General features: G+C 70.6%; 23 protein-coding genes and 1 pseudogene. 16 read left to right on the top strand and 8 right to left on the bottom strand.

What is annotated here, in order from left to right:
- Window positions 1-47 precede the first annotated feature (47 nt).
- From cobO to OHB21_RS34900, 3 genes are read left to right on the top strand one after another with little or no spacing between them, the layout of a single operon-like run.
- Window positions 48-662, top strand: a complete 615-nt coding sequence (gene cobO / locus OHB21_RS34910) for a cob(I)yrinic acid a,c-diamide adenosyltransferase (protein ID WP_195126278.1) — start codon at window positions 48-50, stop codon at window positions 660-662.
- A 19-nt stretch (window positions 663-681) separates the two neighbouring features.
- On the top strand, window positions 682-2,166 hold the full coding sequence (locus OHB21_RS34905; RefSeq protein ID WP_067512721.1) for a cobyrinate a,c-diamide synthase: 1,485 nt from the start codon (window positions 682-684) through the stop codon (window positions 2,164-2,166).
- A gap of 46 nt (window positions 2,167-2,212) precedes the next feature.
- Window positions 2,213-2,671 carry a cobalamin biosynthesis protein gene (locus OHB21_RS34900; RefSeq protein WP_195126279.1) on the top strand — a complete coding sequence of 153 codons (459 nt, stop codon included), beginning with the start codon at window positions 2,213-2,215 and terminating at the stop codon, window positions 2,669-2,671.
- A gap of 50 nt (window positions 2,672-2,721) precedes the next feature.
- Here the strand turns inward: OHB21_RS34900 and OHB21_RS34895 are convergent, their stop codons facing one another.
- Window positions 2,722-3,843 (bottom strand): hypothetical protein, encoded by a 1,122-nt coding sequence (locus OHB21_RS34895; RefSeq protein ID WP_407675079.1) that lies wholly within the window; start codon window positions 3,841-3,843, stop codon window positions 2,722-2,724.
- The gene (locus tag OHB21_RS34890; protein ID WP_067512714.1) at window positions 3,834-4,964 is read right to left on the bottom strand and encodes a phosphotransferase family protein; all 1,131 of its coding nucleotides are present in this window, start codon (window positions 4,962-4,964) and stop codon (window positions 3,834-3,836) included. Before OHB21_RS34890 ends, OHB21_RS34895 begins: the two co-directional genes overlap by 10 nt.
- Window positions 4,965-5,244: 280 nt before the next feature.
- Here OHB21_RS34890 and OHB21_RS34885 point away from each other — a divergent pair, with 280 nt between their 5' ends.
- The 3 genes from OHB21_RS34885 (at window position 5,245) to OHB21_RS34875 (ending at window position 9,462) form a co-directional block, all read left to right on the top strand.
- Window positions 5,245-6,579, top strand: a complete 1,335-nt coding sequence (locus tag OHB21_RS34885; protein WP_067512764.1) for a DoxX family protein — start codon at window positions 5,245-5,247, stop codon at window positions 6,577-6,579.
- Between the two features lie 65 nt (window positions 6,580-6,644).
- Window positions 6,645-7,886, top strand: a complete 1,242-nt coding sequence (cobA, locus tag OHB21_RS34880) for a uroporphyrinogen-III C-methyltransferase (RefSeq protein ID WP_067512707.1) — start codon at window positions 6,645-6,647, stop codon at window positions 7,884-7,886.
- Window positions 7,887-8,001: 115 nt separating this feature from the next.
- Entirely contained in the window at window positions 8,002-9,462 is a 1,461-nt protein-coding gene (locus OHB21_RS34875) for an MFS transporter (protein WP_067512762.1), read from the top strand.
- Window positions 9,463-9,469: 7 nt separating this feature from the next.
- Here the strand turns inward: OHB21_RS34875 and OHB21_RS34870 are convergent, their stop codons facing one another.
- The gene (locus tag OHB21_RS34870) at window positions 9,470-9,874 is read right to left on the bottom strand and encodes a PPOX class F420-dependent oxidoreductase (protein ID WP_067512705.1); all 405 of its coding nucleotides are present in this window, start codon (window positions 9,872-9,874) and stop codon (window positions 9,470-9,472) included.
- Between the two features lie 178 nt (window positions 9,875-10,052).
- Here OHB21_RS34870 and OHB21_RS34865 point away from each other — a divergent pair, with 178 nt between their 5' ends.
- Complete coding sequence (locus OHB21_RS34865) at window positions 10,053-10,682, top strand: HD domain-containing protein (RefSeq protein WP_195126281.1); 630 nt, start codon at window positions 10,053-10,055, stop codon at window positions 10,680-10,682.
- A 108-nt stretch (window positions 10,683-10,790) separates the two neighbouring features.
- Here OHB21_RS34865 and OHB21_RS34860 read toward each other — a convergent pair.
- A pseudogene (locus OHB21_RS34860) lies at window positions 10,791-11,024 on the bottom strand (SDR family NAD(P)-dependent oxidoreductase); the annotation flags it as partial.
- 191 nt (window positions 11,025-11,215) lie between these two features.
- The gene (gene yaaA, locus OHB21_RS34855) at window positions 11,216-11,959 is read right to left on the bottom strand and encodes a peroxide stress protein YaaA (RefSeq protein ID WP_067512701.1); all 744 of its coding nucleotides are present in this window, start codon (window positions 11,957-11,959) and stop codon (window positions 11,216-11,218) included.
- 91 nt (window positions 11,960-12,050) lie between these two features.
- Here yaaA and OHB21_RS34850 point away from each other — a divergent pair, with 91 nt between their 5' ends.
- Window positions 12,051-13,799, top strand: coding sequence for a proline--tRNA ligase (locus tag OHB21_RS34850; RefSeq protein ID WP_067512699.1), 1,749 nt, complete (start codon window positions 12,051-12,053; stop codon window positions 13,797-13,799).
- A gap of 50 nt (window positions 13,800-13,849) precedes the next feature.
- Here the strand turns inward: OHB21_RS34850 and OHB21_RS34845 are convergent, their stop codons facing one another.
- Entirely contained in the window at window positions 13,850-14,899 is a 1,050-nt protein-coding gene (locus OHB21_RS34845) for an NADP-dependent oxidoreductase (RefSeq protein ID WP_195126282.1), read from the bottom strand.
- Between the two features lie 287 nt (window positions 14,900-15,186).
- Between OHB21_RS34845 and OHB21_RS34840 the strand changes: the two genes are divergently transcribed.
- Both OHB21_RS34840 and OHB21_RS34835 read left to right on the top strand, forming a co-directional pair.
- Window positions 15,187-16,932 (top strand): acyl-CoA dehydrogenase family protein, encoded by a 1,746-nt coding sequence (locus OHB21_RS34840; protein WP_195126283.1) that lies wholly within the window; start codon window positions 15,187-15,189, stop codon window positions 16,930-16,932.
- A gap of 480 nt (window positions 16,933-17,412) precedes the next feature.
- A complete protein-coding gene (locus tag OHB21_RS34835; protein ID WP_067512694.1) occupies window positions 17,413-17,838 on the top strand; it encodes a YbaN family protein in 426 nt (141 codons plus the stop codon).
- Window positions 17,839-18,284: 446 nt separating this feature from the next.
- On the opposite strand, the gene OHB21_RS34830 is transcribed toward OHB21_RS34835, so the two are convergent.
- Both OHB21_RS34830 and OHB21_RS34825 read right to left on the bottom strand, forming a co-directional pair.
- Entirely contained in the window at window positions 18,285-18,713 is a 429-nt protein-coding gene (locus OHB21_RS34830; RefSeq protein ID WP_067512693.1) for a ferritin-like domain-containing protein, read from the bottom strand.
- Window positions 18,710-19,222, bottom strand: coding sequence for a hypothetical protein (locus tag OHB21_RS34825; RefSeq protein WP_067512691.1), 513 nt, complete (start codon window positions 19,220-19,222; stop codon window positions 18,710-18,712). The genes OHB21_RS34830 and OHB21_RS34825 overlap by 4 nt, the downstream gene beginning before the upstream one ends.
- Window positions 19,223-19,569: 347 nt before the next feature.
- Between OHB21_RS34825 and rimP the strand changes: the two genes are divergently transcribed.
- From rimP to rbfA, 6 genes are all read left to right on the top strand, one after another.
- Window positions 19,570-20,193: a ribosome maturation factor RimP gene (gene rimP / locus OHB21_RS34820; RefSeq protein WP_067512687.1), complete on the top strand. Its 624-nt coding sequence runs from the start codon at window positions 19,570-19,572 to the stop codon at window positions 20,191-20,193.
- Window positions 20,190-21,218, top strand: a complete 1,029-nt coding sequence (gene nusA, locus OHB21_RS34815; RefSeq protein WP_067512685.1) for a transcription termination factor NusA — start codon at window positions 20,190-20,192, stop codon at window positions 21,216-21,218. Before rimP ends, nusA begins: the two co-directional genes overlap by 4 nt.
- Before the next feature lie 188 nt (window positions 21,219-21,406).
- On the top strand, window positions 21,407-21,685 hold the full coding sequence (locus OHB21_RS34810) for a YlxR family protein (protein ID WP_084538040.1): 279 nt from the start codon (window positions 21,407-21,409) through the stop codon (window positions 21,683-21,685).
- Between the two features lie 109 nt (window positions 21,686-21,794).
- Complete coding sequence (infB, locus tag OHB21_RS34805; RefSeq protein ID WP_113974927.1) at window positions 21,795-24,731, top strand: translation initiation factor IF-2; 2,937 nt, start codon at window positions 21,795-21,797, stop codon at window positions 24,729-24,731.
- Window positions 24,732-24,839: 108 nt separating this feature from the next.
- Window positions 24,840-25,130, top strand: coding sequence for a DUF503 domain-containing protein (locus tag OHB21_RS34800; RefSeq protein ID WP_067512966.1), 291 nt, complete (start codon window positions 24,840-24,842; stop codon window positions 25,128-25,130).
- 56 nt (window positions 25,131-25,186) lie between these two features.
- Window positions 25,187-25,630 carry a 30S ribosome-binding factor RbfA gene (gene rbfA / locus OHB21_RS34795; RefSeq protein ID WP_067512903.1) on the top strand — a complete coding sequence of 148 codons (444 nt, stop codon included), beginning with the start codon at window positions 25,187-25,189 and terminating at the stop codon, window positions 25,628-25,630.
- Window positions 25,631-25,639 lie beyond the last annotated feature (9 nt).

The following is a 25,639-nucleotide window of genomic DNA, read 5'->3' as shown; positions in this document are numbered from 1 at the left end:
CGCGCTTCCGCATGGTGGCTCCGCGGTGAACGACGTGAGGAGAGGCGATGCCTAAAGGTGTACCGGAGACCGTCCCGGACGACGGGTTGACGACGCGACAGCGGCGGAATCTGCCGGTGCTCGCGGTGCACACGGGTCCGGGGAAGGGGAAGTCCACGGCGGCGTTCGGGATGGCGCTGCGCGCCTGGAACCAGGGCTTCGACGTGGCGGTCTTCCAGTTCGTGAAGAGCGCCAAGTGGAAGGTGGGGGAGGAGGCGGCTTTTCGCACGCTCGGGCGGCTGCACGACGAGACCGGGGCCGGCGGTGCCGTCGAGTGGCACAAGATGGGCGAAGGCTGGTCGTGGGCGCGTAAACACGGCACGGAAGAGGATCACGCGGCCGCCGCGCTGGCGGGGTGGCGGGAGATCGCGCGCCGGCTCGCGGCCGAGCAGCACCGCTTCTATGTGCTGGACGAGTTCACCTACCCGCTGAAATGGGGGTGGGTGGACGTGGACGAAGTGGTCGAGACTCTCACCCACCGGCCCGGCAACCAGCACGTCGTGATCACCGGGCGGGACGCGCCGCAGGCGTTGGTCGAGGCCGCTGACCTCGTCACCGAGATGACGAAGGTCAAGCATCCGATGGACACCGGCCGCAAGGGTCAGCGGGGCATCGAATGGTGAACCGCGCGACGGGGATCTGATGGGCGCCGCACCCGCGGTGGTCATCGCCGCACCTGCGTCGGGCAGCGGGAAGACTACTCTCGCAACAGGTTTGATCGGTGCGCTGCGCCGAGCCGGGCATCGCGTCGCGCCGTTCAAGGTGGGGCCCGACTACATCGACCCCGGCTATCACGGGCTCGCCGCCGGGCGGCCGGGCCGCAACCTGGACCCGGTGCTGGTCGGCGCGGAACGCGTTGTGCCGCTGTATCTGCACGGTGCCGCGGGGTGTGATCTGGCGGTGGTCGAGGGCGTGATGGGTCTGTTCGACGGGCGCATCGACGAGAACCACGCGGGTCCCGTCGCGGAGGGTTCCACCGCGCAGGTGGCCGGATTGCTCGGTGCGCCGGTCGTTCTGGTGGTCGACGCCCGCGGTCACAGCCAGAGTCTCGCCGCGCTGCTGCACGGTTTCGCCACCTATGACAGCGGTGTCCGCCTGGCCGGGGTGATCCTCAATCGGGTCGGCAGCCCGCGTCACGAGCAAGTGCTGCGCGCGGCCTGCGCGCGCGTGGGCCTGCCGGTGTTCGGGGTGCTGCCGCGCATGGCGGAGCTGGAGGTGCCGTCCCGGCATCTGGGGCTGGTGCCGGCCGTCGAACACGGCACCGCCGCCGTGGTGGCGGTCGAGGCGATGACGGATCTCGTTGCGGCGCATGTGGATCTGGATGCGATCGTGGCTGCGGCTCGGGGGAACGCGGTCGGTGAACCGTGGGACCCGGCGCGAGTGGTGGGAGAGCTGCGATCCGGTGAATCAGCCACCGGTACAACCGATCTCGTCCGGGATGTGTTCGAACGATCGGCCGACGGCGACCGTACACCGACCCCCGACCGCGCTCCCGGCTCTGCCCCGATAATCGCCATGGCGGGTGGGCCCGCCTTCACCTTCGGCTACGCCGAGCATCGGGAACTGCTGATCGGGGCGGGCGCGCAGGTGGTCGTCTTCGATCCGCTGCGCGACGAATTGCCCGACGACGCAGCGGGTTTGGTACTGCCCGGCGGTTTCCCCGAGGAGCATGCCGCCGATCTGGCCGCGAACACCCGACTGCTGGCCGCGGTGCGGGAGCGGAGTCTGCACGGCATGCCGGTGCACGCGGAATGCGCCGGTCTGCTGTACCTGACACGCACGCTCGACGGTCACGCGATGGCAGGTGTGGTCGACGCGGACGCGGTATTCGGCCCCCGTCTCACCCTGGGCTACCGCGACGCCGTCGCGCTGGCGGACTCCGCGCTGTGGCGGGCGGGGGAACGCGTGCGCGGGCACGAATTCCACCGCACCGAACTGGTGGCGAACGGCGACGACCACCCCGCGTGGGGGTGGCACGGCGGCAGTGGTGAGCGGGTGCGGGAGGGCGCGTTGCGGGGCAACGTCCACGCCAGCTACCTCCACACCCACCCGGCTGGAAACCCTGCGGCCATAGTGCGTTTCGTCGCAGCGGCCGAGGTGTTCGCGCGGGCAAGTGTTCGGTCGTGAGCCGGTCGGTCGGGCAGTGCGGTTACATACACCAGCGGTACGCGACATGACACCCGCTCACGACCCATCATCCGGCCTGGCAGTCGGAGTGGGGTTGCGCCCGGGCACCTCCACCACCGACATACTCGCTGCCGTGGCGGAGGTTTCGCGCGGCGCGACCATCCGGTGCTTGGCAACGGTGGACCGCCGGGCGAACGATCCCGGACTGGTGGCGGCCGCACGACGGCTGGGCGTCCCGCTGCGCGCCTACTCCGCCACCGAACTCGACGCGGTCCCGGTGCCGAACCCCGACAGCCGGACGAAGGTGGCGACCGGCACCGCCAGCGTCGCCGAGGCGGCCGCGCTGCTCGCCTCCGGCGCTCGGGAGCTGTTGTGCGCCAAGCGGATCGTGAACGGCGTGACGGTGGCATCGGCAACCGTCCGCCCGTCGGCGTCCCATCGCGCACGCCCGACGCGTCCGCCGCCCACCCTGCGGCAGCCTGCTCGCCCAGTGCCGCCGGGATGACCACCCCGCGGCGAAGTCCGGTAAGCGCGGCGAACCCACCGACAATCGCCCTACGGCGCCACCGACCCCCAGTCCGCGAACCCGCTCGGATCATGACGCCCAATGCTCGCGTGCTCGAACAACCCCCACCCTTCCGCCGACCCGCACCGGGCATGAGCCACGTGGTCGATCACCCCGTACGGGATGCGCCCGGCCACGGCAGGATCGGTCAGGTCGTACAGCCGGGATTCCGACCAACCCCGGCCCTTCCACTGCCCGTGCAGCCAGTCGGGGTCGCCCCCGTACCCGCAGCCGACGTGCAGTGGCATGCCGATACCTGCCGTGATCTCCACTTCCAGGGGCTTTCCATCCGGTGTGGTGAGGTCGAGCCGGGCGCCGACGGGAATTCTTGTCCCGGAACGGTATTCGATGTGCACGCGCGGCCAGCCGAGTTGTTCGACGCGTCCGTCCGGCCACACTCGCACGGCGTCGTTGAGGGTGCGCCGCCCGTGTGGCTCCTCCTGCACGATCACGACGATCGCGAACTCCTCGAACCGCAACGGCACGTACAACCACCAGAACCCGCCCGACGGTTCGGCCGCAGCCCGCCCCGGCGGCTCCGATTCGCCGACCGGGCGGATACCCCAGGAGCGGTCGCGAGTTCCGGTCCACACGGCGGGATCGACCGTGATCTCCGAATCGGCCACGTGCAGTGCGCCTTCCCAGGAGCCGACCTGCGCGAACCGGGATGCATCGATGATCGGACGGTTCCCGTTCAGGATCAGATGCGGTTGCTCCTGCACGGTCGGGAATGCCCCGGTCCACGTGAGATCGCATGCCAGATCCGCGCTTTCGCACACCAAGCGCAGTTTCTGGAGCGGTTCGATCACTTCGATGCGGTAGTCGCCGACGCGCATGTCCAGGCTCCGCTCCCCGAGGGCGTCGGAGAAGCGCACCGAGCGCACCTCGTCGCCGCGGCGCACCGCCAGGTAGGCGTCGGTCACGCCGAGGTTCGGGTACACGCCGAGGCCGGTGACGAGCAGGGTGCCGCCGTCGCGGTCGTGGGCGTTGAAGTAGCTGCGGTCGTAGAAGTTCCGATCGCTGGTGCCGACCCTGGCCATCGAGAGCGGTGTCTGGTGGATCGGGTATTCGTCCAGCGGAGCCGGTCCGGCCATGGTAGTCCTCACGTCCATTCGTAGGTTCCGTCGAGCAGTGCTTCCAGGCTCGCGCGGTGCATCACGTAGTCGTCGCGGTCGGCGGTGTCGGTGTCCTCGCCGAAGTGGATCATCCGCCGCTTGATCCTGGCCATCACGATGGCGTGCCGCAGCGCCGCGTACACCAGGTGCCAGTCGAGGTCGCGCACTGTATGCCCGCTCAGCTCTTCGTATTTCGTGACCACTTCGGAGCGGCGCAGGAAGTCGGGCAGACCCGGCTGGTCGAATCGCTCGGCGAGATCCTGGAAGAACCGGTGGATGAAGATGATCCACGCCACGTCCAGTTCGCGCGGGCCCAGACCGGCCATCTCCCAGTCCAATACGGCCACCGGTTCGAAGCCGTCGTAGATCACGTTGCCCGGACGGGCGTCACCCCAGGAGAGCACCTCCGGTCCGGGATCGGCGGGCCAGTGCGCGTCCAACCAGTCGAATGCCCGCTCGATGAGCGGGATCGGGAATCCGTCATCGGCCAGCGCCCACCGGTACCAGGCGCGATGCCAGTCGACGTGCCTGCGCAACGCGTCTCCGGGGCCGTCCAGCATCGGAAAGCGCAGCGCCGCATCGGGAATCGCGTGGATGCGGGCGATGATGTCGAGGGTCCGCTCGGTCAGCCGGGCGCGCTCGGCCGGCTCGGCGTCGAAGAGCCAGCCGTAGAAGACATAGGGCGGGTTGTCGGCGGGCACCCGGCCGTCCACCCGGCGCATGACGAAAAATGTGGTGCCCAGGTGGCTTTCGTCCTCCTCGAGCCAGCACAGCTGCGGCACCGGCACATCCGTGGCCGCGGCGACGCCCTCCATCACGTGGTATTGGCGCGCCAGATCGTAGGTTTCGAAGACCGGGAACGCCCCGGGTTCCGGCGCGAGCCGGGCCACGAACGAACCGGACTCGGCGACTCCGCCCGCCTGCCATTCGGCGTCGAAGAACACCGACGTGCTCGACATCCCCGACCCCTGCGGCTTCGCCAGCGCGCTGATGCGCGGCGGGGCGTCGGCGCCCACCCGGGCACCGAGCCAGCGCGAGAGATCGGCCCCCACCTCGTCGAGATCGCGGTCGCTGACGGTGAGCCTGCGCTGCGCGGTGGGGTCCGGCTCGTCGGCCATGGTCGTCCTCCTCGTCCCTCGGGCGTCACACCGCCCGGTCCGGCGCTGCCTCCCGGACTACGCGACTGTAACGCGTTCTAGGTGCGGGTCGGGGGCGATCGGATGATCCGCCCACTGGGTGGCATCAGGGATTGACTCGGGGGTGGGTCATCCTTTCGAGCGACGCCCGCTACACCGTCCGGCCGACCCGGAAATCGGGAACTCGCCGGACGCGGGGAGGCGCCGCCTCCGCATAGGTTCGAAGGGCCCCGGGGTGGACTACGAAGGAGTGGCGGTGGCCATGAGCGCGACGCAGGTACTGGAGCGGATCGATGACGTGGACCCCGTCGAGGTGCGGCCGTGGCATCCCCTCGCGCGGATCGTATTCCGTTTCTGCTTCAGCTATTTCACGTTGTTCTGCCTCGTCTTCGCGCAGATCCTGTTCGTCTTCACGGGCTACGCGGCTCGCTGGTTGCCGGACGACGCGATTGTGTGGCAGATGCGGGCTACCGCGCCGCTGACCGAGTGGGTCGGCGAGCACATCTTCGGTGTCGAGGCCGTCCTGCACATGTCGGGCAGCGGCGACCAGACCGTGTTCTGGGTGCTCGTCGCGACGGTGCTCGCCGTGGCCGTGCTCGTCACGGCGGTCTGGTCGATCGCCGACCGGCGGCGTCCCGCCTACCCGACGCTGGCCGCGTGGTTCGTGACCGGGATGCGGCTGTGCCTGGGCGGGCAGATGCTGCTCTACGGCTCGGTCAAAGCGGTGCCGAACCAGATGCCCTACCCCGAGCTGACCACCCTGCTCGAGCCCTACGGCAACCTCAGCCTGATGGGCGTGCTGTGGAACCAGGTGGGCGTGTCCCCGGCCTACCAGGTGCTGCTCGGCACGGCCGAGGTCCTGGGCGGTCTGCTGCTGTTCCTGCCGCGCACCGCCACCGCGGGCGCGCTGCTGAGCCTGGTGAGCATGGCGCAGGTGTTCGTGCTGAACATGACCTACGACGTGCCGGTCAAGATCCTGTCCTTCCACCTGGTGCTGCTGAGCCTGATCGTGCTCGCGCCGCAAGCGAAGCGTCTGCTGAATTTCCTTGTGCTGCAACGGGTTACGGAACCCGCCGTGCAGCCGAAGCTGTTCGGCTCGGCGCGGGCCAACCGGATCGCGGCCGTGGTTCAGGTGGCGCTCGGGCTGTGGGTGTGCGCCGGCGCCGGATACGGGGCGTGGGTCAACTGGCGCGAATACGGCTACGGCGCACCGAAACCCGAGCTCTACGGCATCTGGGACGTCACCGAGTTCGCGGTCGAGGGTACGCCGGTGCCGCCGCTCACCACCGACGAATACCGGTGGCAGCGACTGATCATCGACACCCAGCTCACCAGCTACCAGCGCATGGACGACACCATGGTGCCCACCGTGACCGACATCGACGCCGAAGCCCGCACCATCACCGTGAACTCCGCCGCGGACGGAGTCACCCGGGTCGCCGTGTTCACCTACGACCGTCCCGACCCCGACCGGCTCGTGCTGCGCGGGGAGATCGAGGGCAGGCCGGTCGCGCTCACGCTCGAGGAGTTCGATCTGGACTCGCTGCCGCTGCGCGGCGACCGGTTCCACTGGGTGCAGAACGCGCCCGAGAACTGAGGCACGGCGCGTCGGCCGGGCGCTGATTGCTCGTTCCGGCCGGTCACGCCGTAGGCTCGAAGATTGTGCCGAACACGTCAGACACCCCCGAGCAGCAGCCGACCGGCGACCCGAACTACCTGGTCGGGCTGGACCTGAACGGTCGCCGCGTCGTCGTGATCGGCGGTGGCACCGTCGCCCAGCGCAGGCTCGGCCTGCTCATCGCCTCCGGCGCCGACGTGCACGTCATCAGCCGCGAGGTGACCCCCGCCGTCGAGGGGATGGCGACCTCCGGTCAGCTCACCCTCACCCTGCGCGCCTATGTCGACGGCGACCTGGCCGACGCCTGGTACGCCATCGCGTGCACCGATGAACCCGAGACCAACGCCGCCGTCGTCGCCGAGGCCGACCGGCGGCGGGTGTTCTGCGTCCGCGCCGACGTCGCCCGCCTCGGCAGCGCCGTCACCCCCGCCACCGCCCGCTACGACGGGCTCACCCTCGGCGTGCTCGCCAGCGGGCAGCACCGGCGTTCCGCGGCCGTGCGCAACGCGCTGCTCGAGGCGCTGCAATCGGGTGTGGTGACCGATGATTCGATCCCCGTGACGCCCGGCGTCGCGCTGGTGGGCGGCGGCCCCGGCGATCCCGACCTGATCACCGTGCGCGGCCGCAGGTTGCTGGCGCGCGCCGACCTCGTGGTCGCCGACCGGCTCGCCCCGCCGGAACTGCTGGCCGAACTCGGGCCCGACGTCGAGGTGATCGACGCCGCGAAGATCCCTTACGGCCGCGCGATGGCGCAGGAGGCGATCAACACCGCGCTCGTGGACGGCGCGAAGGCGGGCAAGTTCGTGGTGCGGCTCAAGGGCGGCGACCCGTATGTGTTCGGCCGCGGGTACGAGGAACTCGAGGCGTGCGTCGAGGCGGGCGTGCCCGTGACGGTGGTGCCGGGCGTCACCAGTCCCATCTCGGTGCCCGCCGCCGCGGGCATCCCGGTGACCCACCGCGGTGTGACGCACGAGTTCGTGGTGGTGAGCGGGCACGTCGCGCCGGATCATCCGGACTCGCTGGTCGACTGGCCCGCGCTGGCGCGGCTGCGCGGCACGCTGGTGCTGATGATGGCAGTGGAGCGGACCGAGCAGTTCGCCACCGCGCTGCTCGACGGCGGCAGGCCCGCCGACACCCCGGCTACCGTGATCCAGGAGGGAACGCTGCGCACCCAGCGCGTGCTGCGCGCGGATCTCGGCACCGTCGCCGCGCGGGTCCGCGACGAGGGCATCCGTCCGCCCGCGATCATCGTCATCGGGCCGACGGCGGGATTCTCGGCCGAGTAGCGGGATCTCGGCCGTGCCCCGGCGGACCGCCCTCGCCTCCCGCTCGCCCGTGGGATCGGGTAACCAGCACCGTGGTTTACAGTGACTCACTGTGCTCGAGAAACCCGCGGCGACGATGCAGTATCCGGTGACGCAGCGGGCCTTCGGGCTCGCGATACTGGTCCTGAGCGGGCTGCAGCTCATGGTGGTGCTCGACGGCACGGTCGTGATCTTCGCGCTGCCGCGCCTGCAGGACCAGATGGGACTGTCCAGCGCGGGTAGCGCGTGGACCGTCACCTCCTACGGTCTCACCTTCGCCGGCCTCATGCTGCTCGGCGGCCGCCTCGGTGACGCGTTCGGGCGCAAACGCATGCTCATCGTCGGCGTCGGCGTGTTCACGCTGGCCTCGCTGGTCTGCGGCCTCGCCCAAGGGGCGGGCATGCTCATCGGGGCCCGCGCGGTGCAGGGTGCGGGCGCGGCGATCGCGGCCCCCGCCGCGCTGGCTCTGGTGGCCACCACCTTCGCCCCCGGACCGGCCCGCAACCAGGCGATCGCCATCGTCGGTTCCATGGTCGGCATCGGCTCGGTGGGCGGTCTCGTCGTGGGCGGCGCGCTCACCGAGGTGTCGTGGCGGTGGATCTTCCTCATCAACGTCCCCATCGGCGCGCTCATCGTGCTCGGCGCGGTGTACTGCCTGGCCGACACCGGCCACCACCGCGTCACCTTGGACATCCGGGGCGCTGTGCTCGGCACGCTGGCGTGCGCGGCGATCGTCTTCGGCGCGACCGAAGGCCCGCAGTTCGGCTGGACCAGTCCGGTGATCATCGGGTCGATCGCGGGCGGTCTCATCCTGCTGGTGATCTTCGTGCTCGCGGAGCGCAACGTGAACGACCCGCTGCTGCCGTGGTCGCTGTTCGACAGTCGCGACCGCGTCACCACCTTCCTACTCATCCTGCTGGCCGGCGGCGTGCTCGGCGCGATGACGTACTTCGTCGCCCAGTTCATGCAGAACGTCATCGGCTACAGCCCGCTGCAAGCCGGCCTGGCCTCGATCCCGTTCACCATCGGCATCGGCGTCGGCGGCGCGCTGGCCTCCAAACTCGCCATGCTCGTCGCGCCGCGCTGGCTGCTGACCGGCGCGGCGACGGTGCTCGCCATCGGCCTGCTGTTCGGCTCCACCCTCGACGGCGACGTGAGCTATCTGCCGACGCTGCTGATCCTCTTGCTCGTCATCGGGTTCGGTGTCGGCATCGCGATGGTGGTCGCGCCGCTGTGCGTGCTGGTGAACGTGCCGCCGTCCGATATCGGCCCGCTCGCCGCCGTCGGGCAGATGTTCATGAACCTGGGCACCCCGATGGCGATCGGTGTGCTCACCCCGATCGCGGTGTCGCGCACGCTGTCGCTCGGCGGCACCACCGGCAAGGCCTCGGAGATGAACCCGGCCGAGATCGCGGCGCTCGGCAGCGGCTACACGTTCGTCCTCGCGGTGTGCGCGGGCATCGCGGTGCTGATCGGCCTGATCGCGCTCACGTTGCGCTTCACGCCGCAGCAGGTCGCCCAAGCCCACCACGCGCAGGAAGAGGCGCAGCGGGCCTGAGCGGCCGTCAGAACTGGCCGACGACCTTGCGCGGGGTGAGCCGCACGATCACCCGCTCGTCCTGCGCGGCGTCCGGGTTGATCTTGTCGAAGGTCTGACCGGTGTACTTCAGGGCGAGCTCGTCGGGGAGCTGCTTGTCCGGGTCGGGGGTCACGGTGGCCGTGCCGCGGATCTCGGCGTAGATCTGCGGCTGATCGGGCGGGCTGATCAAGATGGTGATCCGCGGGTCTTTGGCCAGGTTCTTGGCCTGCTGGCGGGTGGCGGTGGTGGAATACAGCAGGTCGTCGCCCTCGCGCTTGAGCCAGATCACCTTCAGCTGCGGGTGACCGTCGGGGCCGAGGGTGGCGACGGTCGCGTAGACCTTCTCATCGTCGATGTACTTCTTGAGTGCGTCGGAGAGTGTCGATGTCACGCTTGGTGGAAACAACGTGGCGCACGGGCGGATTCCGTATCGCGCACGATGATTCGAAAGGGATCCGGCGGGCCCGTGCCGTGCCTGTGCCGGGCGGCTCGAAACCGCCGGTCGACGGTGGGAAATCGCACACTCCCGCGGCGTTGTCGGGGCCGGGATCGCCGGGGACACTGGGCCGATGGGGATCGAGGAGGATCTGCTCGCCCGATGGGCGGCGCTGGCCGGGCCCGGCACCGAGCACGTGGGCGAGGACCTGGTGCGCCGCTATCGGGAACCGCACCGGCACTATCACACGGTCGAGCACCTGGCGGCCATGCTGCGCGTGATCGACGAGCTCGCGGCCGACGCCGACGACCCGGACGCCGTGCGCTACGCCGCGTTCTTCCACGACGCGATCTACGCGGTGGACCGCGACGACAACGAGGCGCGCAGCGCCGAACTCGCGGAGACCACCTTGCGCGAACTCGGGCTCCCCGAGGACTTGGTCCGCGAGGTGGTCCGGTTGGTGCTCGTCACCGCGGCCCACGCCCCCGAGGCCGGTGATCGCAACGGCGGCGTCCTCTGCGACGCCGACCTGGCGATCCTCGCGGCGGGCGAATCCGCTTACGCCGCATACGCTTCGGCGGTGCGGGCGGAGTACGCGCACGTCCCGGACGATCTGTACCGCAAGGGGCGGTCGGCGGTGCTGGCGAACCTCGCCGCGCTGCCGCAGCTGTTTCACACGGACACCGGGCGGGAACGGTATGAGTCGGTGGCGCGCGCCAATCTCGCGGCGGAATTGGCGCGGCTCTCGGGGCGCGCCGGCTGATACCGGACTCGATTCCCGCGGGCGACGCGGGGCCGATCGCACAGGGCCGCCCTCCGGCGGACGCTGTCGATCCACGCCGTGTTCTTCGATGCTGCCGACGGTGTCGATCCGGCCGAATCGAGACAGCGCCGTGTCCACCGCGAGCCGGTTGACCGCCTCGCCGGAGACGTCCCCGGCGACCGTGACGACATCGCCGCCAAACGTGGCGAGCCCCGCCTCGGAAACGTCCACCGCCACCACCCGATACCCGCGCTCGGCGAACAGCTCGGCGGTCGCGCGCCCGATGCCCGACGCGGCACCGGTTATCAGGGCGACAGGTGCGCCGTCGGGAGACAGTGTCATGGAACAGCTTTCGCGTGGGGCACCCGGTCCAGCGTTCCCGTCACACCCTCGCGACGCACGCGTTCGGATCGCCGCGATCGAATCGCAACGGGGTGCCGCGCGATGGACCCACGTACGCGAACGACAAACGGCACCGCGGTGGTGGACCTGCCCGGGGAAGTTCCCGTGGCTGTGCGCGCCGCGACCAACCCTCAGGTGATGATGAGAAGTTCCGTAGGCGAAGCGATTTCGGCACGCAGCCCGGCCTTGCCCGCCACCCGGGCGACGGCGCGGATATCGCCCGGCTCGGCGCGGGTGAGCACCAGGGCGCGGGCGAGCAACCCCTTGTGGTGCTTGTTGAAGTGGCTCACCACGGTGCGGGAACCGTCGGGGTGCTCGGTGAGGACGTTCGCGGTGATCGCGCCCGGCACCCGCCCGAGCTGCTGATAGACGCCCGAACGCAGGTCGATCACCAGATCGTCGGCGGCTTCGGCGCGCAGCGCGGCGGGCAGGTCGTCGCGCCACACGGCCGAGAGCGTGGGCAGGCCGGGCAGTTTGGACCCGCCGGAGAGGCGGTAGGCCGGGATGGGATCGGTCGCACGCACCGCGCCGAACAGCGCCGAGCCGATGGCCAGCCGCGCGTCGGCCTTGGCGCGCTGCGCCTTGGTGAACGACTTCGCGTCCAGCGCGTCGTACAGCACGCCGGTGTAGCGCTCCAGCGCCGGACGGGTCGGCGAGATGCGCAGCGCCGCGTTGCGCGCGAGCTCCGCGTCAGCCCCCTTGCCGAGCCCCAGCGCGGAGCGGGCCGCGTCGGGGTCGGCCGACAGCGCGATCACCTCGGTGACCAGTTTGTCGCGCACCGCCGTGAGCTGCGGCATCGCGAGCGCGTCCAGGTCCAGGGGCGCGCCCGTGCCGCCGTCGGACTTGGTTTCGGAGGGAGGAAGCAGCACCAGCACGAGCCGTTACGGTACCGGCCGCCCGCCGCCGGGCCGCGAAAGGGATAATGCCTTGCAGACGCCGCGCGGCCAGGGACTACGCTTCAGAGCCGTGATCACCCGCCTCTCGCACCTTTTCCTGCGTACTCTGCGCGACGATCCCGCCGACGCCGAGGTACCCAGTCACAAGCTTCTCGTCCGCGCCGGATACGTGCGCCGGGTCGCCCCGGGCGTGTACTCGTGGCTGCCGCTCGGCCTGCGCGTGCTGCGCAAGGTCGAGAACGTGGTGCGCGAGGAGATGAACGCCATCGGCGCGCAGGAGATCTCGCTGCCCGCGCTGCTGCCGCGCGAACCGTACGAGACCACCAACCGGTGGACCGAATACGGCGACGCCCTGTTCCGCCTCCAGGACCGCAAGGGCGCCGACTACCTGCTCGGCCCCACCCACGAGGAGCTGTTCGCGCTCACCGTGAAGAGCGAGTACAACTCCTACAAGGATCTGCCGGTCACGCTCTACCAGATCCAGACCAAGTACCGCGACGAGGAACGCCCGCGCGCGGGCATCCTGCGCGGGCGCGAGTTCGTGATGAAGGACTCCTACTCCTTCGACCTCGACGAAGACGGCCTGAAGGCCAGCTACAACGCCCACCGCGACGCCTACAAGCGCATCTTCGACCGCCTCGACGTGCGGTACGTGATCGTGGCCGCCACCTCGGGCGCGATGGGCGGCAGCGCGTCGGAGGAGTTCCTGGCCGACAGCCCCGTCGGCGAGGACACCTACGTGCTGTGCCGTGAGTCCGGCTACGCGGCCAATGTGGAGGCGGTGGTCACGCCCGCTCCCGAACCGCAGCCGGTCGAGGGCAAGCCCGAGGCCGTCGTCCACGACACCCCCGACACCCCGACCATCGCGACGCTGGTCGAGTGGGCGAATCGGGCGGGCGTCCTCGGCCGCGAGGCCACCGCCGCCGACACGCTCAAGAACGTGATGGTGAAGCTGCGCCACCCCGACGGCAAGACCGAGATCGTCGGCATCGGCGTGCCCGGTGACCGCGAGGTGGACGACAAGCGCCTGTCCGCGTCGGTCGAGCCCGCCGAGGTCGAACTGCTCGACGAGGCCGACTTCGCCGCCAACCCGTTCCTGGTGAAGGGCTACATCGGCCCGAAGGCGTTGCAGGAGAACGGTATCCGCTACCTGGTCGACCCGCGCGTGGTGACCGGCACGGCGTGGATCACCGGCGCCGACAGCCCCGGCAAGCACGTGGTGGGCCTGGTCGCGGGCCGCGACTTCACCCCCGACGGCACCATCGAGGCCGCCGAGGTCCGCGACGGCGATCCCTCGCCCGACGGGCGCGGCACCCTGGTGTCGGCGCGCGGCATCGAGATCGGCCACATCTTCCAGCTCGGCTACAAGTACACCGACGCGTTCGAGGTGGACGTGCTCGGCGAGAACGGCAAGCCGGTGCGGCTCATCATGGGCTCCTACGGTGTCGGCGTCTCCCGCATGGTCGCGGTGGTGGCCGAGCAGCAGCACGACGAGAAGGGCCTGCGCTGGCCCGCCGCGATCGCGCCCTTCGATGTGCACGTCGTCATCGCGAACAAGGACGACGCCGCCCGCGCGGGCGCCGAGGAGGTCGTGGCCGGACTCGACGCCCACGGTCTGGACGTGCTGTTCGACGACCGCACCGCCTCGCCCGGCGTGAAGTTCAAGGACGCCGAACTGCTCGGCATGCCGTGGGTGCTGGTCATCGGCCGCGGCTGGGCCGAGGGCAAGGTGGAACTGCGCAACCGCTTCACCGGCGAGGCCGAGGACGTGCCCGCCGCCGACGCGGTCGCCACCGTGGTCGCGCGGATTCGCGGCTGATATCGCGCGTTGCGCCCCGGCCCGTTCGACGGGCCGGGGCGCTGTGCGTTTCAGGGTCGGTTGTCACGTACTCCCGCGGGTTCCGCGCCCACCCGCACCAGCAGTTTGCCCACGTTGCGCCCGGTGAGCAGCCCGCGGAACGCCTCGGGCGCCCGGTCCAGCCCGTCGACGATGTCCTCGCGGTAGCGCACCTTCCCGTCGCGCAGCCAGCCGCTCATGTCGCGGACGAAGGCGTCGTGGTGGGTCGGGACGAACTCGGACTGGAGGAAACCCCGCACGGACAGGCTGAGGGTCAGCACGCGCCGCAGGAAGCCGGGCAGCCGGTCGACGCCGACGGGCGCCTCGGTGGCGTTGTAGCCGGAGACCAAGCCGCACAACGGAATCCGGGCGAAGATGTTCAGCCGCTCGAGCACCGCCTCGGTGACGGCGCCGCCGACGTTCTCGAAGTGCACGTCCACCCCGTCGGGTGTGGCCGCGGCCAGGTCCTCGGTGAAGGTGGGAGAGCGGTGATCGATCGCGGCGTCGAAGCCGAACTCCTCGATGAGCAGGCGGCACTTCTCCGGACCTCCGGCGATGCCGACCGCCCGCGCGCCGTGGATCCGCGCGAACTGGCCCACCGCGGAGCCGACCGGTCCGGCCGCCGCGGCGACCACCACGGTCTCGCCGGGGCGCGGCTTGCCGATCTCCAGCAGACCGGCGTAGGCGGTGAACCCCGGCATGCCCAGGACGCCGAGCGCGGTGGAGATCGGCGCGGATGCGTCGATGCGGGAGACCGTCGCGGCGTCGACCACCGCGTGCGTCTGCCACCCGGTGTAGCCCAGCACCACGTCGCCTGCCGCGTAGTCGGGCGACTCCGAGCGCACGACCTCGCTGACGGTGCCGCCGACGATCACATCCCCCAATTCCAGTGGTGCGGCATAGGATTTCGCCGTGCTCATCCGCCCGCGCATGTACGGGTCGAGCGAGAGATAGACGGTGCGCACCAGCAGTTGGCCCGGCCCCGGCTCGGGTAATTCGACGGTGACGAACTCGAAGTCGCTGTCGCTCGGTTCGCCGATGGGGCGGTTGGCGAGTCGGACCTGGGTGCTCTTCGTGCTCATATGTCGTCTCCCTGGAGGGTCGCTGATCGGGGGCCGCGACGGGTCCGGTTCGGAGTCGCACGCACCCCGGACGCGCGGCGTCGCCCGGCCGGCTCGCGACTGCCGTCCAGCTTCGACAAATCCCGGCGGCGCGAAATTCCCGCACCGCGAGGCCCGGAGTGCGCGGGGCGTTTCCTGCGCCGATGTCGGAAAGTGGCTGTCAACCTACGCTCGCGTAGGTGAAAGTGCTGGTCAGCGTCCCGGGAAGGGCGCGCGCGGGGCTGTTACCCACTGGTAAGTTGACCGGCATGACCGATGCGTTGTTGTTCAACCCCGCCACCTACGACCCGCAGCAGTTCGACGCCGAGACGCGACGACTGCTGAAGGCCACCATCGAGTGGTTCGAGAGCCGGGGCAAGCGGCAGCTGCTCGACGACGACCACAACGCGGTGTGGACCGCGGACTTCCTCGACTTCGTCGCGAAGGAGAAGTTGTTCGCGACCTTCCTCACCCCGGCGGCCTACGCCGACGGCGACGAGAACCGCCGCTGGGACGCCGCCCGCAACGCGGCCCTGTCGGAGATCTTCGGCTTCTACGGCCTGGCCTACTGGTACGCCGAACAGGTCACCATCCTCGGCCTCGGCCCGATCTGGCAGAGCGACAACGAGGCCGCCAAGCGGCGCGCCGCCGCCGACCTCGCCGACGGTCAGGTCATGGCGTTCGGGCTCTCGGAGCAGAAGCGCGGCGCCGACATCTACAACACCGATATGGTGCTCACCCCCACCGAGCCGGGCAGCGCCGATCACGAGGCCGGAATCCTGTTCCGCGCCAACGGGTCCAAGTACTACATCGGCAATGGCAACGTGGCGAGCATGGTGTCGGTGTTCTCCCGCCGCTCCGACGTGGAGGGCGCCGAGGGGTACGTGTGGTTCGCGGCCGACAGCCGGCACGAGAACTACCACCTCATCGATAACGTTGTGCGCCAGCAGATGTACGTGAGCACGTTCCGCCTGGAGGACTACCCGGTGCGCGCCGAGGACATCCTGCACACCGGCCCGGAAGCGTTCTCGGCCGCGCTGAACACGGTGAACGTCGGCAAGTTCAACCTGTGCCACGGCGGTATCGGCATGGTGGAGCACTCTTTCTACGAGGCCATCACCCACGCCAACAACCGCATCCTCTACGGCAAGCGCGTCACCGACTTCCCGCACGTGCGCAGCAATTTCGTCGACGCCTACACGCGCATCGTGGCCATGAAGCTGTTCAGCGACCGCGCCGTCGACTACTTCCGGACCGCGAGCCTCGACGACCGGCGCTACCTGCTGTTCAACCCGATGACCAAGTCCAAGGTCACCTCCGAGGGCGAAGCGGTGATCACGCTGCTGCTGGATGTGCTGGCGGCCAAGGGATTCGAGAAGAACACCTACTTCAACGAGGTGCAGCGGCTCATCAACACGCTGCCCCGGCTCGAGGGCACCGTGCACGTGAACGTCGGGCAGATCCTGAAGTTCATGCCCAACTACCTGTTCAACCCCAAGGAGTACCCGGAGGTCGGCACCCGCCAGGACGCGGCCGACGACGAGTTCTTCTGGCGGCAGGGTCCGGCGCGCGGCGCGGGCAAGGTGCAGTTCGCCGACTGGAGCCCGGTGTACGAGAAGCACTCCGACGTGCCGAACGTGGCGCGCTTCTACGAGCAGGCCCAGGCCCTGCGCACCCTGCTGGCCACCGCCGCGCCCGACGCCGACCAGCAGCAGGACCTCGACTTCATGCTCACCATCGGCCACCTGTTCTCCCTGGTGGTCTACGGCCAGCTGATCCTGGAGCAGGCCGCCCTTACCGGCCTCGACGTCGACGTGCTGGACCGCATCTTCGACTTCCAGGTACGCGACTTCAACGGCTACGCCACGACCCTCTACGGCAAGCCCTCCGCCACCCCGGCGCAGCAGGAGTGGGCGCTGTCGGCCCTGCGCACCCCGGTCGCGGATCGGGAGCGTTTCGACCGCGTGTGGGCGCAGGTCGAGTCGTATGACGGCGCGTATGAGATGCGGCCCTGAGCAAGGAGATTCGCGCACTCCGGGGGTGAGCCCGGTGGGCGTGACGGCCCGGCGCGCGTGTCAGCTTGGTGGTGCGTCGGGCAGGAGCCGTGTGGCATGCCGACTGCGCGAGTAGACCGCCCCGGCGACGGTGCGCCGCTGCCGCCCATGTCCGGTGCGCGGCGGTGGGTGCTGAGCGCATCACCTCGCGCGGTCCGGCGACGCTCGATTCTGCGCGCGTGGTGGCGCGGTGCGGTCGCAGCGTGGCGTTGTCGCCGTGGGCGAATCCGGGGCGGCGCGGTCCGGCCGTCGTTCGGGGCCGTTCGGGTGGCGGCGCCCGTGGCGGCTGGTGGCGAGAGTTCGTGTCATCGACCAGCTGGGTGAACGCGTGCTCGTGGTGCCGAGGCCGAGCGGGCTGGTCTGGTGGCGCGCGGGTGGATCGGGTGTGAGGCCGGTCGCTCGTGGGCGGCCGAATCGGGCGGCCGCGCCTAGAATTCGGGCATGTCCGAGCGACGGCGATTCCGGTGGGCCTGGTGGTTACTGGCCTATGCCGCGTTCGGGCTCGGTGTGCTCGGGGTGGTGCTGCCCGGGCTGCCGACCGTGCCGTTCATCCTGCTGTCGGCCTATGCCGCCGCGCGCGGTTCGGAGCGCCTGCACCACCGGCTGCTCACCGATCGCCGGTTCGGCCCGATGATCCGTGACTGGCAGGAGCACGGTGCCGTCAGCCGCCGCGCCAAGTGGCTGGCGGTGACCACCATGACCGTGTGCGCGGTGATCCTGTTCCTCGTCTCGCCGATGTGGTGGGTCGCCGCGTTCGGCACCTCGATCATGGTGATCGTCGGCACCTGGCTCTGCTTCCGGCCGGAGCCGCCGGCCCCCGAGGACGCGCGGCTCGCGGACCGAGTGGAATCGCCGGACCGGGCCTAGCTTCCGCGTCCGAACGATCTTGTCCGCCCGACCGCTCGGCTTCGACCGGATGACCCGGTGCCGCTGCTGACATCGGGAGACTCCGCTGTCGCCTGTGTTGGACACGTTCCGGCGCGGGCATGTGATGTCGGCGACCGGCAGCAGCGCTTGGGCGGGAACCACCCGTACGCGTGCTGGGCGCCGCGGTGCTGGGCGATGAACCGGCCCTCGATGGTGCCTACGGCCCGGGTAGTCGAGCACGGCGGGGTGATGGTCTGGGGTCGGCTGCGGCGGTGCGATGTTCACCCCCGTCCCGCGGTTTACCCCCGTCCAGCGCGAGAGCTCCGCAGCCACGCCCGGGGGAGTGGCTGGTTCGGTGGTCGAGCCCGGGGGTGTGGCTGGTTCCGTGGTGGCGCCCGGTGGTGCGATGGCTCCGCAGTAGCCCGAGACGGCTCCGGGGTGCGTTCTCAGGGCTTCCCGGGGAACGCCGCCGTCGGCTCGCCGAGGATCACGCGCCAGCGGGCGAGGCGGAGCGCGGATTCGGTGAGCGCCTCGACGGCGGTGCGGCGGGTCTGCTCGGTGCCGCCCTGCTCGGCGACGGCGCGCCAGGCGATGGCCGTGTCGTTCTCGACGGTGGCGGCGAGGCGGGCGGCGTCGATGGACCCTTCGATCGGGAAGGGCATCGTGTAGGCGGGGTCGGGCGGGGGAGCGGTGACCCCGGCGGCCTCGAGGGCGTCGACGGTGGCGTCGCGGCGGGCACGGTGCGCGGCGGTGCTCTCGGACACCAGGCGGGTGCGTTCGGGCGAGGCCCAGGCCGCGATCACACCGTAGGCGTAGACGGCGGCGTGTTCGGCGGCCAGGGCGTCCAGCAGGGCGCGGTTCTCGGCGTCGGTCATGCGAGCAGCACCTCCGCGTGGGCCGCGCAGGCCGCGCTGATCGACGCGAGCAGGCCCGAACGGTAACCGGACAGGGTGGCGGCCAGTTGCGCGGCCGAATCCCGCGAACTCGTCAGCCGCGCGCGCAACTCGTCCACGCCGGCCGGTGCGACCGGGGCGCCGGTGGCCCCCGGGCTCGCGGCGGCCGAGACGGGCGTGAGTTCGCGGGTGCGGTGCACCGGCGTGGTGCCGTCGCCGTAGACGCCGATCACCCGCGCCACCTCGTCGCGCAGCGCGTCGGCGTGCGCCGTGCGTTCGGCCGCGATCGCGGTGAGCGCGGCGTGCCGCTCCGGGGCCAGCGCGATCGCCGCCGTGGCGGCCGCGGCGTCGGCCCGGGCCGTGATCTCTTGCGCGGCAAGGGGATCGGGATCGTGAATCGTGTCGTCGGTACACCCGGCGACCGCCCCCACGGCCAGCGCGCCCACGGCGCCGGCCCCCGCGACCCGGAACGCGGTCCGACGATCGAACACGCTGTGGCGCGTGGGTTCGGCTGCCGCACAGGCGAACTCGTCACGGACGATAACGACGCGGCCCCCGGAGGTGTGCCGGTCGGCGCGACTGCCGGAGCGAAACCCCGCGCGCGGCGGGTGGGGTAGACGGATGGGCACCGCACCATCGTGCCAGACCGCCCCGACGCCCCCGACCACCCCGCCCCGGCCGTACACGGCGGAAGTGGCACCGCGACACCCGCGCGCGACCCGCCGTGTCCGGCGCGATGACCAGGCCCGCTGGTCCTATACACTCTCGTGGCGCGTTACGCTAGACCTTCGGTACAGAAAATTCCGACCGCGTCACAACTGAACCAGGAGCCGCCCACATGCCCATGCCGACGGAGGAACGGGTGAGCCAGCTCGTCGCTGGACTCGTCGAACGCCGAGGATTCGACCTCGAGGGCGTCGACATCACGACGGGCGGGCAGGCCAGGGTCATCGTGACGGTCGACAGCGACGGTACCGCCGATCTGGACGCCGTCGCCACCCTCAGTTCGGACCTGTCGGCGGTGCTCGACGACGCGGGCGATTTCGGGGAGACGCCCTACCTGCTCGAGGTCACCACCCCGGGCATCGACCGCCCCCTCACCGCCGCCAGACATTGGCGCAGGGCCCAGGGCCGCAAGGCCCGAATAACCCTGCGCCCGGACGCCGAGCCTCCCGAACCCGGCGGCTCGTCGCGGTTCGAGGCGCGGATCGGCGCCCTGGGCGAGGATGCCGTCGCGCTGGTGCTCGGCGGCAAACGCAATCCGCACCGCGTGACCGTGCCGCTGGCCGATATCGCCGAAGCCGTGGTGCAGGTCGAGTTCACCCCGCCGGGGGCGCGGGAACTGGAGCTCGCGGGCGGGGTCGCTCCCGGCCGCCCGGCACCGGGACAGGACGACGTCCCGGACCCCACCGATGCAGTACCCGTAGCAGCGTCCGGTTCGACCGAAGGGATCGTGGAATGAACATCGAAATCGAAGCCCTGCGCGCGATCGTCGCCGACAAGGGGATCTCGATCGAGACGGTGATATCCGCGATCGAGTCGGCGCTGTTGACCGCCTACCGCCACACCGAGGGCCACCAGCCCAACGCGCGGATCGACATCAACCAGAAGACCGGTGTGGTCCGCGTGATGGCCCGCGAGGTCGACGCCGACGGCAACGTCGTGTCCGAATGGGATGACACGCCGGAGGGTTTCGGCCGGATCGCGGCCACCACGGCCCGCCAGGTGGTGTTGCAGCGGCTGCGCGACGCCGAGAACGAGAAGTCCTTCGGCGAGTTCTCCACCCACGAGGGCGATATCGTCGGCGGCGTCGTGCAGCGCGACGCGCGCGCCAACGCCCGCGGCACCGTGGTGGTGCGCATCGGCAGTGAACTGCACGGCACCGAGGGCCTGATCCCGCCGGCCGAGCAGGTGCCCGGTGAGACCTACGAGCACGGCGACCGCATCAAGTGCTACGTGGTGGGTGTCTCGCGCGGCCCGCGCGGCCCGCAGATCACGCTCTCGCGCACGCACCCGAATCTGGTGCGCCGGTTGTTCGCGCTGGAGGTGCCCGAGATCGCCGACGGTTCGGTCGAGATCGTCGCGGTGGCGCGCGAGGCCGGGCACCGCTCCAAGATCGCGGTGCGCTCCACCGTGCCCGGCGTGAACGCCAAGGGCGCGTGCATCGGCCCGATGGGCCAGCGCGTGCGCAACGTGATGAGCGAGCTGGCCGGCGAGAAGATCGACATCATCGACTACGCCGAGGATCCCGCCACCTTCGTCGGCAACGCGCTGTCGCCGTCGAAAGTGGTGTCGGTCACGATCGTGGACGCCGACGCCCGCGCGGCCCGCGTGGTGGTGCCCGATTTCCAGCTTTCGCTGGCGATCGGCAAGGAGGGCCAGAACGCCCGCCTCGCCGCCCGCCTGACCGGTTGGCGCATCGATATCCGCAGCGACGCGGCCCCTGACGTGGGCGGCGGCATGCGGACGGAGGCGCACCGCAGTTGACCCGAGTCCCCACCGCGCACACCGGATCCACGCCCGGCGATGACAAGTCGGCAACATCTGTGGGGGAGGGGTGCGGCGCGCCGCACGCGGCAGCGGTAGAGTGGTCCAAGGTTCAGCACGAGCCTTCGGCTTCTTCGCCCGATCGCACCACCGAGCAACACCGCGCACCCTCGCGGCGCTCGGCCCCGGTGCGGACGTGCGTGGGATGCCGGAAGCGCGAGTTGGCCGCCGACCTGTTGCGGATCGTGGCACAAGATCGGGAATCCGGAGACGGATCCCGTATCGTCATGATCGTTCCCGATCCGCGGCGCAGACTTCCCGGGAGGGGTGCCTGGTTGCACCCCCTTTCGGCTTGTCTGAGCACGGCAGTTCGGCGCCGAGCGATCGGCAGAGCACTACGAGTGTCCGGAACACTGGATATCTCAGCCCTGGAGCAGTACCTCGAGAACAGGCACGAGCACTCATGAGCACACCGTGAAGTACCAACGATGAACGTCCATCGGAGATAACCCGAGGTCGTGCGGGCCGCCGTCCCCTGAAACGGTGGCGCTGCTCGACCTCTCAGTGAGGAGAGCAGTGGCAGGCAAGGCCCGCGTGCACGAGTTGGCCAAAGAACTCGGTGTCACGAGCAAAGAACTACTCGCAACGCTCAAGGAGCAAGGCGAGTTCGTGAAGTCGGCGTCCTCGACGGTGGAAGCACCCGTCGCCCGCCGCCTGCGCGAATCCTTCGCGGCGAAGTCGGCGCCCGCGAACGGAACCAAGTCCGCGGCCCGTCCGGGCCCCGCGACGGCGGCCCGCCCGGCCGCGAAGCCGGCTCCCGGTGGTCCGCGTCCCGGACCGCGCACCCCCGCCGCTCCCGCGGCCTCGTCGGCACCCGCTCCCACGGCGCGTCCTTCCGACGCCCGCCCCGGTCCGTCCGCGAAGCCGGGTCCGGCGGCGCCCGCCCGTGAGTCCGCTCCCGCGGCTCCGGCGCAGCCGCCCGCGGCCAAGGCGGCCCCGAGTCCCACCGGTCAGCGGCCCGCCCCGGGCGCTCCGCGTCCCGGTCAGCAGCAGCGTCCCGCCGGTCCGCAGGGTGGTCCGCGCCCGGGTCCCAAGCCCGGTCCGAAGACCCCGCGCGTCGGCAACAATCCCTACTCCACCGCGCCCGCTCCCGAGCGTGAGCGCCCGGCCCCGCGTCCCGCCCCCGGCGGTCCGCGTCCGGGTCCCGCGCAGGGCGGTCCGCGTCCCGGCCCCGGCCAGGGTGGCCCGCGTCCCGGCGCCGGTCAGGGCGGTCCCCGCCCGGCGGCCGCGCAGGGTGGCGGCGCCCGTCCCGGCGGTCCGCGTCCCAGCCCCGGCTCGATGCCGCCGCGGCCGAATCCCGGTGCCATGCCCGCTCGTTCGGCCCGTCCGGGTCCGAGTGCGGGTGGTCGTCCCGGCCGTCCGGGCGGTGCGCCCGGCGCGGGTCGTCCCGGTGGCGGCGGTGGCGGCTACCGCGGTGGCGGCGGCGGTGCGCCCGGTGCCGGTGCGGGTGCTCCCGCGGCCGGTGGCGGCGGCTTCCGCGGTCGTCCCGGCGGTGGCGGCGGCGGTCGCCCGGGTGGTCCCGGCGGTCGCGGCGGTGCCGCGGGCGCGTTCGGCCGTCCCGGTGGCGCCCCGCGTCGCGGACGCAAGTCCAAGCGCCAGAAGCGCCAGGAATACGACTCGATGCAGGCGCCCGCCGTCGGCGGCGTGCGGCTGCCGCGCGGCAACGGCGAGATCATCCGGCTCGCCCGCGGCGCGTCGCTGTCGGACTTCGCGGAGAAGATCGACGCCAACCCGGCCTCGCTGGTGCAGGCGCTGTTCAACCTCGGCGAGATGGTCACCGCGACCCAGTCGGTGAACGACGAGACCCTCGAGCTGCTCGGCAGCGAGATGAACTACGTCGTGCACGTCGTCAGCCCCGAGGACGAGGACCGCGAGCTGCTCGAATCCTTCGACCTCACCTACGGCGAGGACGCGGGCGGCGAGGACGATCTCGTGCAGCGTCCGCCGGTGGTCACCGTCATGGGTCACGTCGACCACGGCAAGACCCGACTGCTGGACACCATCCGCAAGGCCAACGTCCGCGAGGGCGAGGCGGGCGGCATCACCCAGCACATCGGCGCCTACCAGGTCATGACGCATCTGGGCGAGGAAGACCGGCTCATCACCTTCATCGACACCCCGGGTCACGAGGCGTTCACCGCCATGCGTGCCCGCGGTGCGAAGGCCACCGACATCGCGATCCTGGTGGTCGCCGCCGACGACGGCGTCATGCCGCAGACGGTGGAGGCGATCAACCACGCGCAGGCGGCCGACGTGCCGATCGTGGTGGCGGTCAACAAGATCGACAAGGAAGGCGCGAACCCGGAGAAGATCCGGCAGCAGCTGACCGAGTACAACCTGGTGGCCGAGGAGTACGGCGGCGACACCATGTTCGTCGACATCTCCGCCAAGCAGGGCACCAATATCGACGCCCTGCTGGAAGCGGTCCTGCTCACCGCGGACGCGGCGCTGGACCTGCGCGCCAACCCCGATATGGACGCCCAGGGCGTGGCCATCGAAGCGCACCTGGACCGCGGTCGCGGCCCGGTGGCGACGGTGCTCATCCAGCGCGGCACGCTGCGTGTCGGCGATTCCATCGTCGCGGGCGACGCCTACGGCCGCGTGCGCCGGATGATCGACGAGCACGGCGACGACGTCGAGGCGGCCCTGCCGTCGCGGCCCGTCCAGGTCGTCGGCTTCACCTCGGTGCCGGGCGCGGGTGACAACCTGCTGGTGGTGGACGAGGACCGCATCGCGCGGCAGATCGCCGACCGCCGCAACGCCCGCAAGCGCAACGCCCTGGCCGCGCGCAGCCGCAAGCGGATCAGCCTGGAAGATCTGGATGCCGCTCTGAAGGAGACCTCGGAGCTGAACCTGATCCTCAAGGGCGACAACTCCGGTACGGTCGAGGCCCTCGAGGAAGCTCTCATGGGCATCGAGGTCGGCGACGAGGTGCGCCTGCGGGTCATCGACCGCGGTGTCGGTGGCGTCACCGAGACCAACGTCAACCTGGCCTCGGCGTCGAACGCGATCATCATCGGGTTCAACGTGCGCGCCGAGGGCAAGGCGACCGAGCTGGCCAACCGCGAAGGCGTGGACATCCGGTACTACTCGGTGATCTACCAGGCCATCGACGAGATCGAGAAGGCGCTCAAGGGCCTGCTCAAGCCGATCTACGAAGAGGTCGAGCTGGGCCGCGCCGAGATCCGCGCGATCTTCCGTTCCTCGAAGATCGGCAATATCGCCGGCTGCATGGTCACCTCGGGTGTGGTCAAGCGCAACGCGAAGGCGCGCCTGCTGCGCGACAACGTGGTGGTCGCGGAGACCACCACCATCGCGTCGCTGCGCCGGGAGAAGGACGACGTCACCGAGGTCCGCGAGGGCTTCGAATGCGGTCTGACGCTGACCTACTCCGATATCAAGGAAGGCGACATCATCGAGGCCTACGAGCTGCGCGAAAAGCCGCGCGACTGAGGCCGATCCGAGTTCCGAACGCCGCACCGGCGTGCGGTCGCCCCGCTAGGGGTGGCCACGCGGGGTGCGGCGTTCGCCTCGGTCCGACCAACACAAGAAGAGGTGTGCGTGTACCTGGGGGCGCTGGAGTTCGACATCCTGCTCGGCGATGTGCACTCGCTGAAGGAGAAGCGGTCGGTGATCCGTCCGGTGCTGGCCGAGCTCCAGAAATTCGGGGTGAGCGTGGCCGAGGCGGGGGAACACGACCGGTACCGGCGGACGTTGCTGGGGGTGGCCATGGTCAGCTCCGGCATGGACCACCTGACGGCCGTGCTGGACAAATGTGAACGCCACGTGGCGGCCCGTCCGGAGTTAGAGTTGCTGGCAGTACGCCGCCGCATCTTCGGACCGGAAGACTGACCTGACGGCACGCGGGCCCTCCGCCGCCGTCTCATCGAAGTGAGGAGGAACAGGCCATGGTGGATCAAGCCAGGGCGCGCCGACTCGCGAAGCGGATTTCCTCGATCGTGGCGACCGCGATCGAATACGAGGTGAAGGATCCGCGGCTGCGTTTCGTGACGATCACCGACGCGAAGGTCACCGGTGATCTCCGCGAGGCCACGGTGTACTACACGGTGATGGGCGAAACCATCGACGCCGAACCGGATTACGAGGCGGCGGCGATGGGGCTGGAGAAGGCCAAGGGCGTGCTGCGTTCCAAGGTCGGCGCGGGCACGGGCGTGAAGTTCACCCCCACGCTGGCGTTCGTCCTGGACAAGGTGCCCGATGCCGCGCGCGAGATGGAGGAACTGCTGGCGCGCGCCAAGGCGGCCGACGACGAGGTGGCCAGGGTGGCGGCCAACGCCACCCCTGCGGGCGACGCCGACCCGTACAAGACCGACCGCGACGACGACGAGTAGCGCGCGGCG

It is taken from the genome of Nocardia puris (assembly GCF_036051655.1).
GTDB classification, from domain to species: Bacteria; Actinomycetota; Actinomycetes; order Mycobacteriales; family Mycobacteriaceae; genus Nocardia; species Nocardia puris.
Note: the sequence above shows the minus strand (reverse complement) of the source record. Positions and strands in the feature narration are given on the sequence as shown.

What these genes read in the sequence shown, in the direction of transcription:
- OHB21_RS34885 (WP_067512764.1), top strand. Translation starts at nt 5,245, where the DNA reads ATGAGCGCGACGCAGGTACTGGAGCGGATCGATGACGTGGACCCCGTC.
- cobO (WP_195126278.1), top strand. Translation starts at nt 48, where the DNA reads ATGCCTAAAGGTGTACCGGAGACCGTCCCGGACGACGGGTTGACGACG.
- nusA (WP_067512685.1), top strand. Translation starts at nt 20,190, where the DNA reads ATGAACATCGAAATCGAAGCCCTGCGCGCGATCGTCGCCGACAAGGGG.
- OHB21_RS34905 (WP_067512721.1), top strand. Translation starts at nt 682, where the DNA reads ATGGGCGCCGCACCCGCGGTGGTCATCGCCGCACCTGCGTCGGGCAGC.
- OHB21_RS34900 (WP_195126279.1), top strand. Translation starts at nt 2,213, where the DNA reads ATGACACCCGCTCACGACCCATCATCCGGCCTGGCAGTCGGAGTGGGG.
- OHB21_RS34890 (WP_067512714.1), bottom strand. Translation starts at nt 4,964, where the DNA reads ATGGCCGACGAGCCGGACCCCACCGCGCAGCGCAGGCTCACCGTCAGC.
- OHB21_RS34875 (WP_067512762.1), top strand. Translation starts at nt 8,002, where the DNA reads ATGCAGTATCCGGTGACGCAGCGGGCCTTCGGGCTCGCGATACTGGTC.
- OHB21_RS34895 (WP_407675079.1), bottom strand. Translation starts at nt 3,843, where the DNA reads ATGGACGTGAGGACTACCATGGCCGGACCGGCTCCGCTGGACGAATAC.
- OHB21_RS34835 (WP_067512694.1), top strand. Translation starts at nt 17,413, where the DNA reads ATGTCCGAGCGACGGCGATTCCGGTGGGCCTGGTGGTTACTGGCCTAT.
- OHB21_RS34865 (WP_195126281.1), top strand. Translation starts at nt 10,053, where the DNA reads ATGGGGATCGAGGAGGATCTGCTCGCCCGATGGGCGGCGCTGGCCGGG.
- OHB21_RS34845 (WP_195126282.1), bottom strand. Translation starts at nt 14,899, where the DNA reads ATGAGCACGAAGAGCACCCAGGTCCGACTCGCCAACCGCCCCATCGGC.
- OHB21_RS34840 (WP_195126283.1), top strand. Translation starts at nt 15,187, where the DNA reads ATGACCGATGCGTTGTTGTTCAACCCCGCCACCTACGACCCGCAGCAG.
- rimP (WP_067512687.1), top strand. Translation starts at nt 19,570, where the DNA reads ATGCCCATGCCGACGGAGGAACGGGTGAGCCAGCTCGTCGCTGGACTC.
- rbfA (WP_067512903.1), top strand. Translation starts at nt 25,187, where the DNA reads ATGGTGGATCAAGCCAGGGCGCGCCGACTCGCGAAGCGGATTTCCTCG.
- OHB21_RS34830 (WP_067512693.1), bottom strand. Translation starts at nt 18,713, where the DNA reads ATGACCGACGCCGAGAACCGCGCCCTGCTGGACGCCCTGGCCGCCGAA.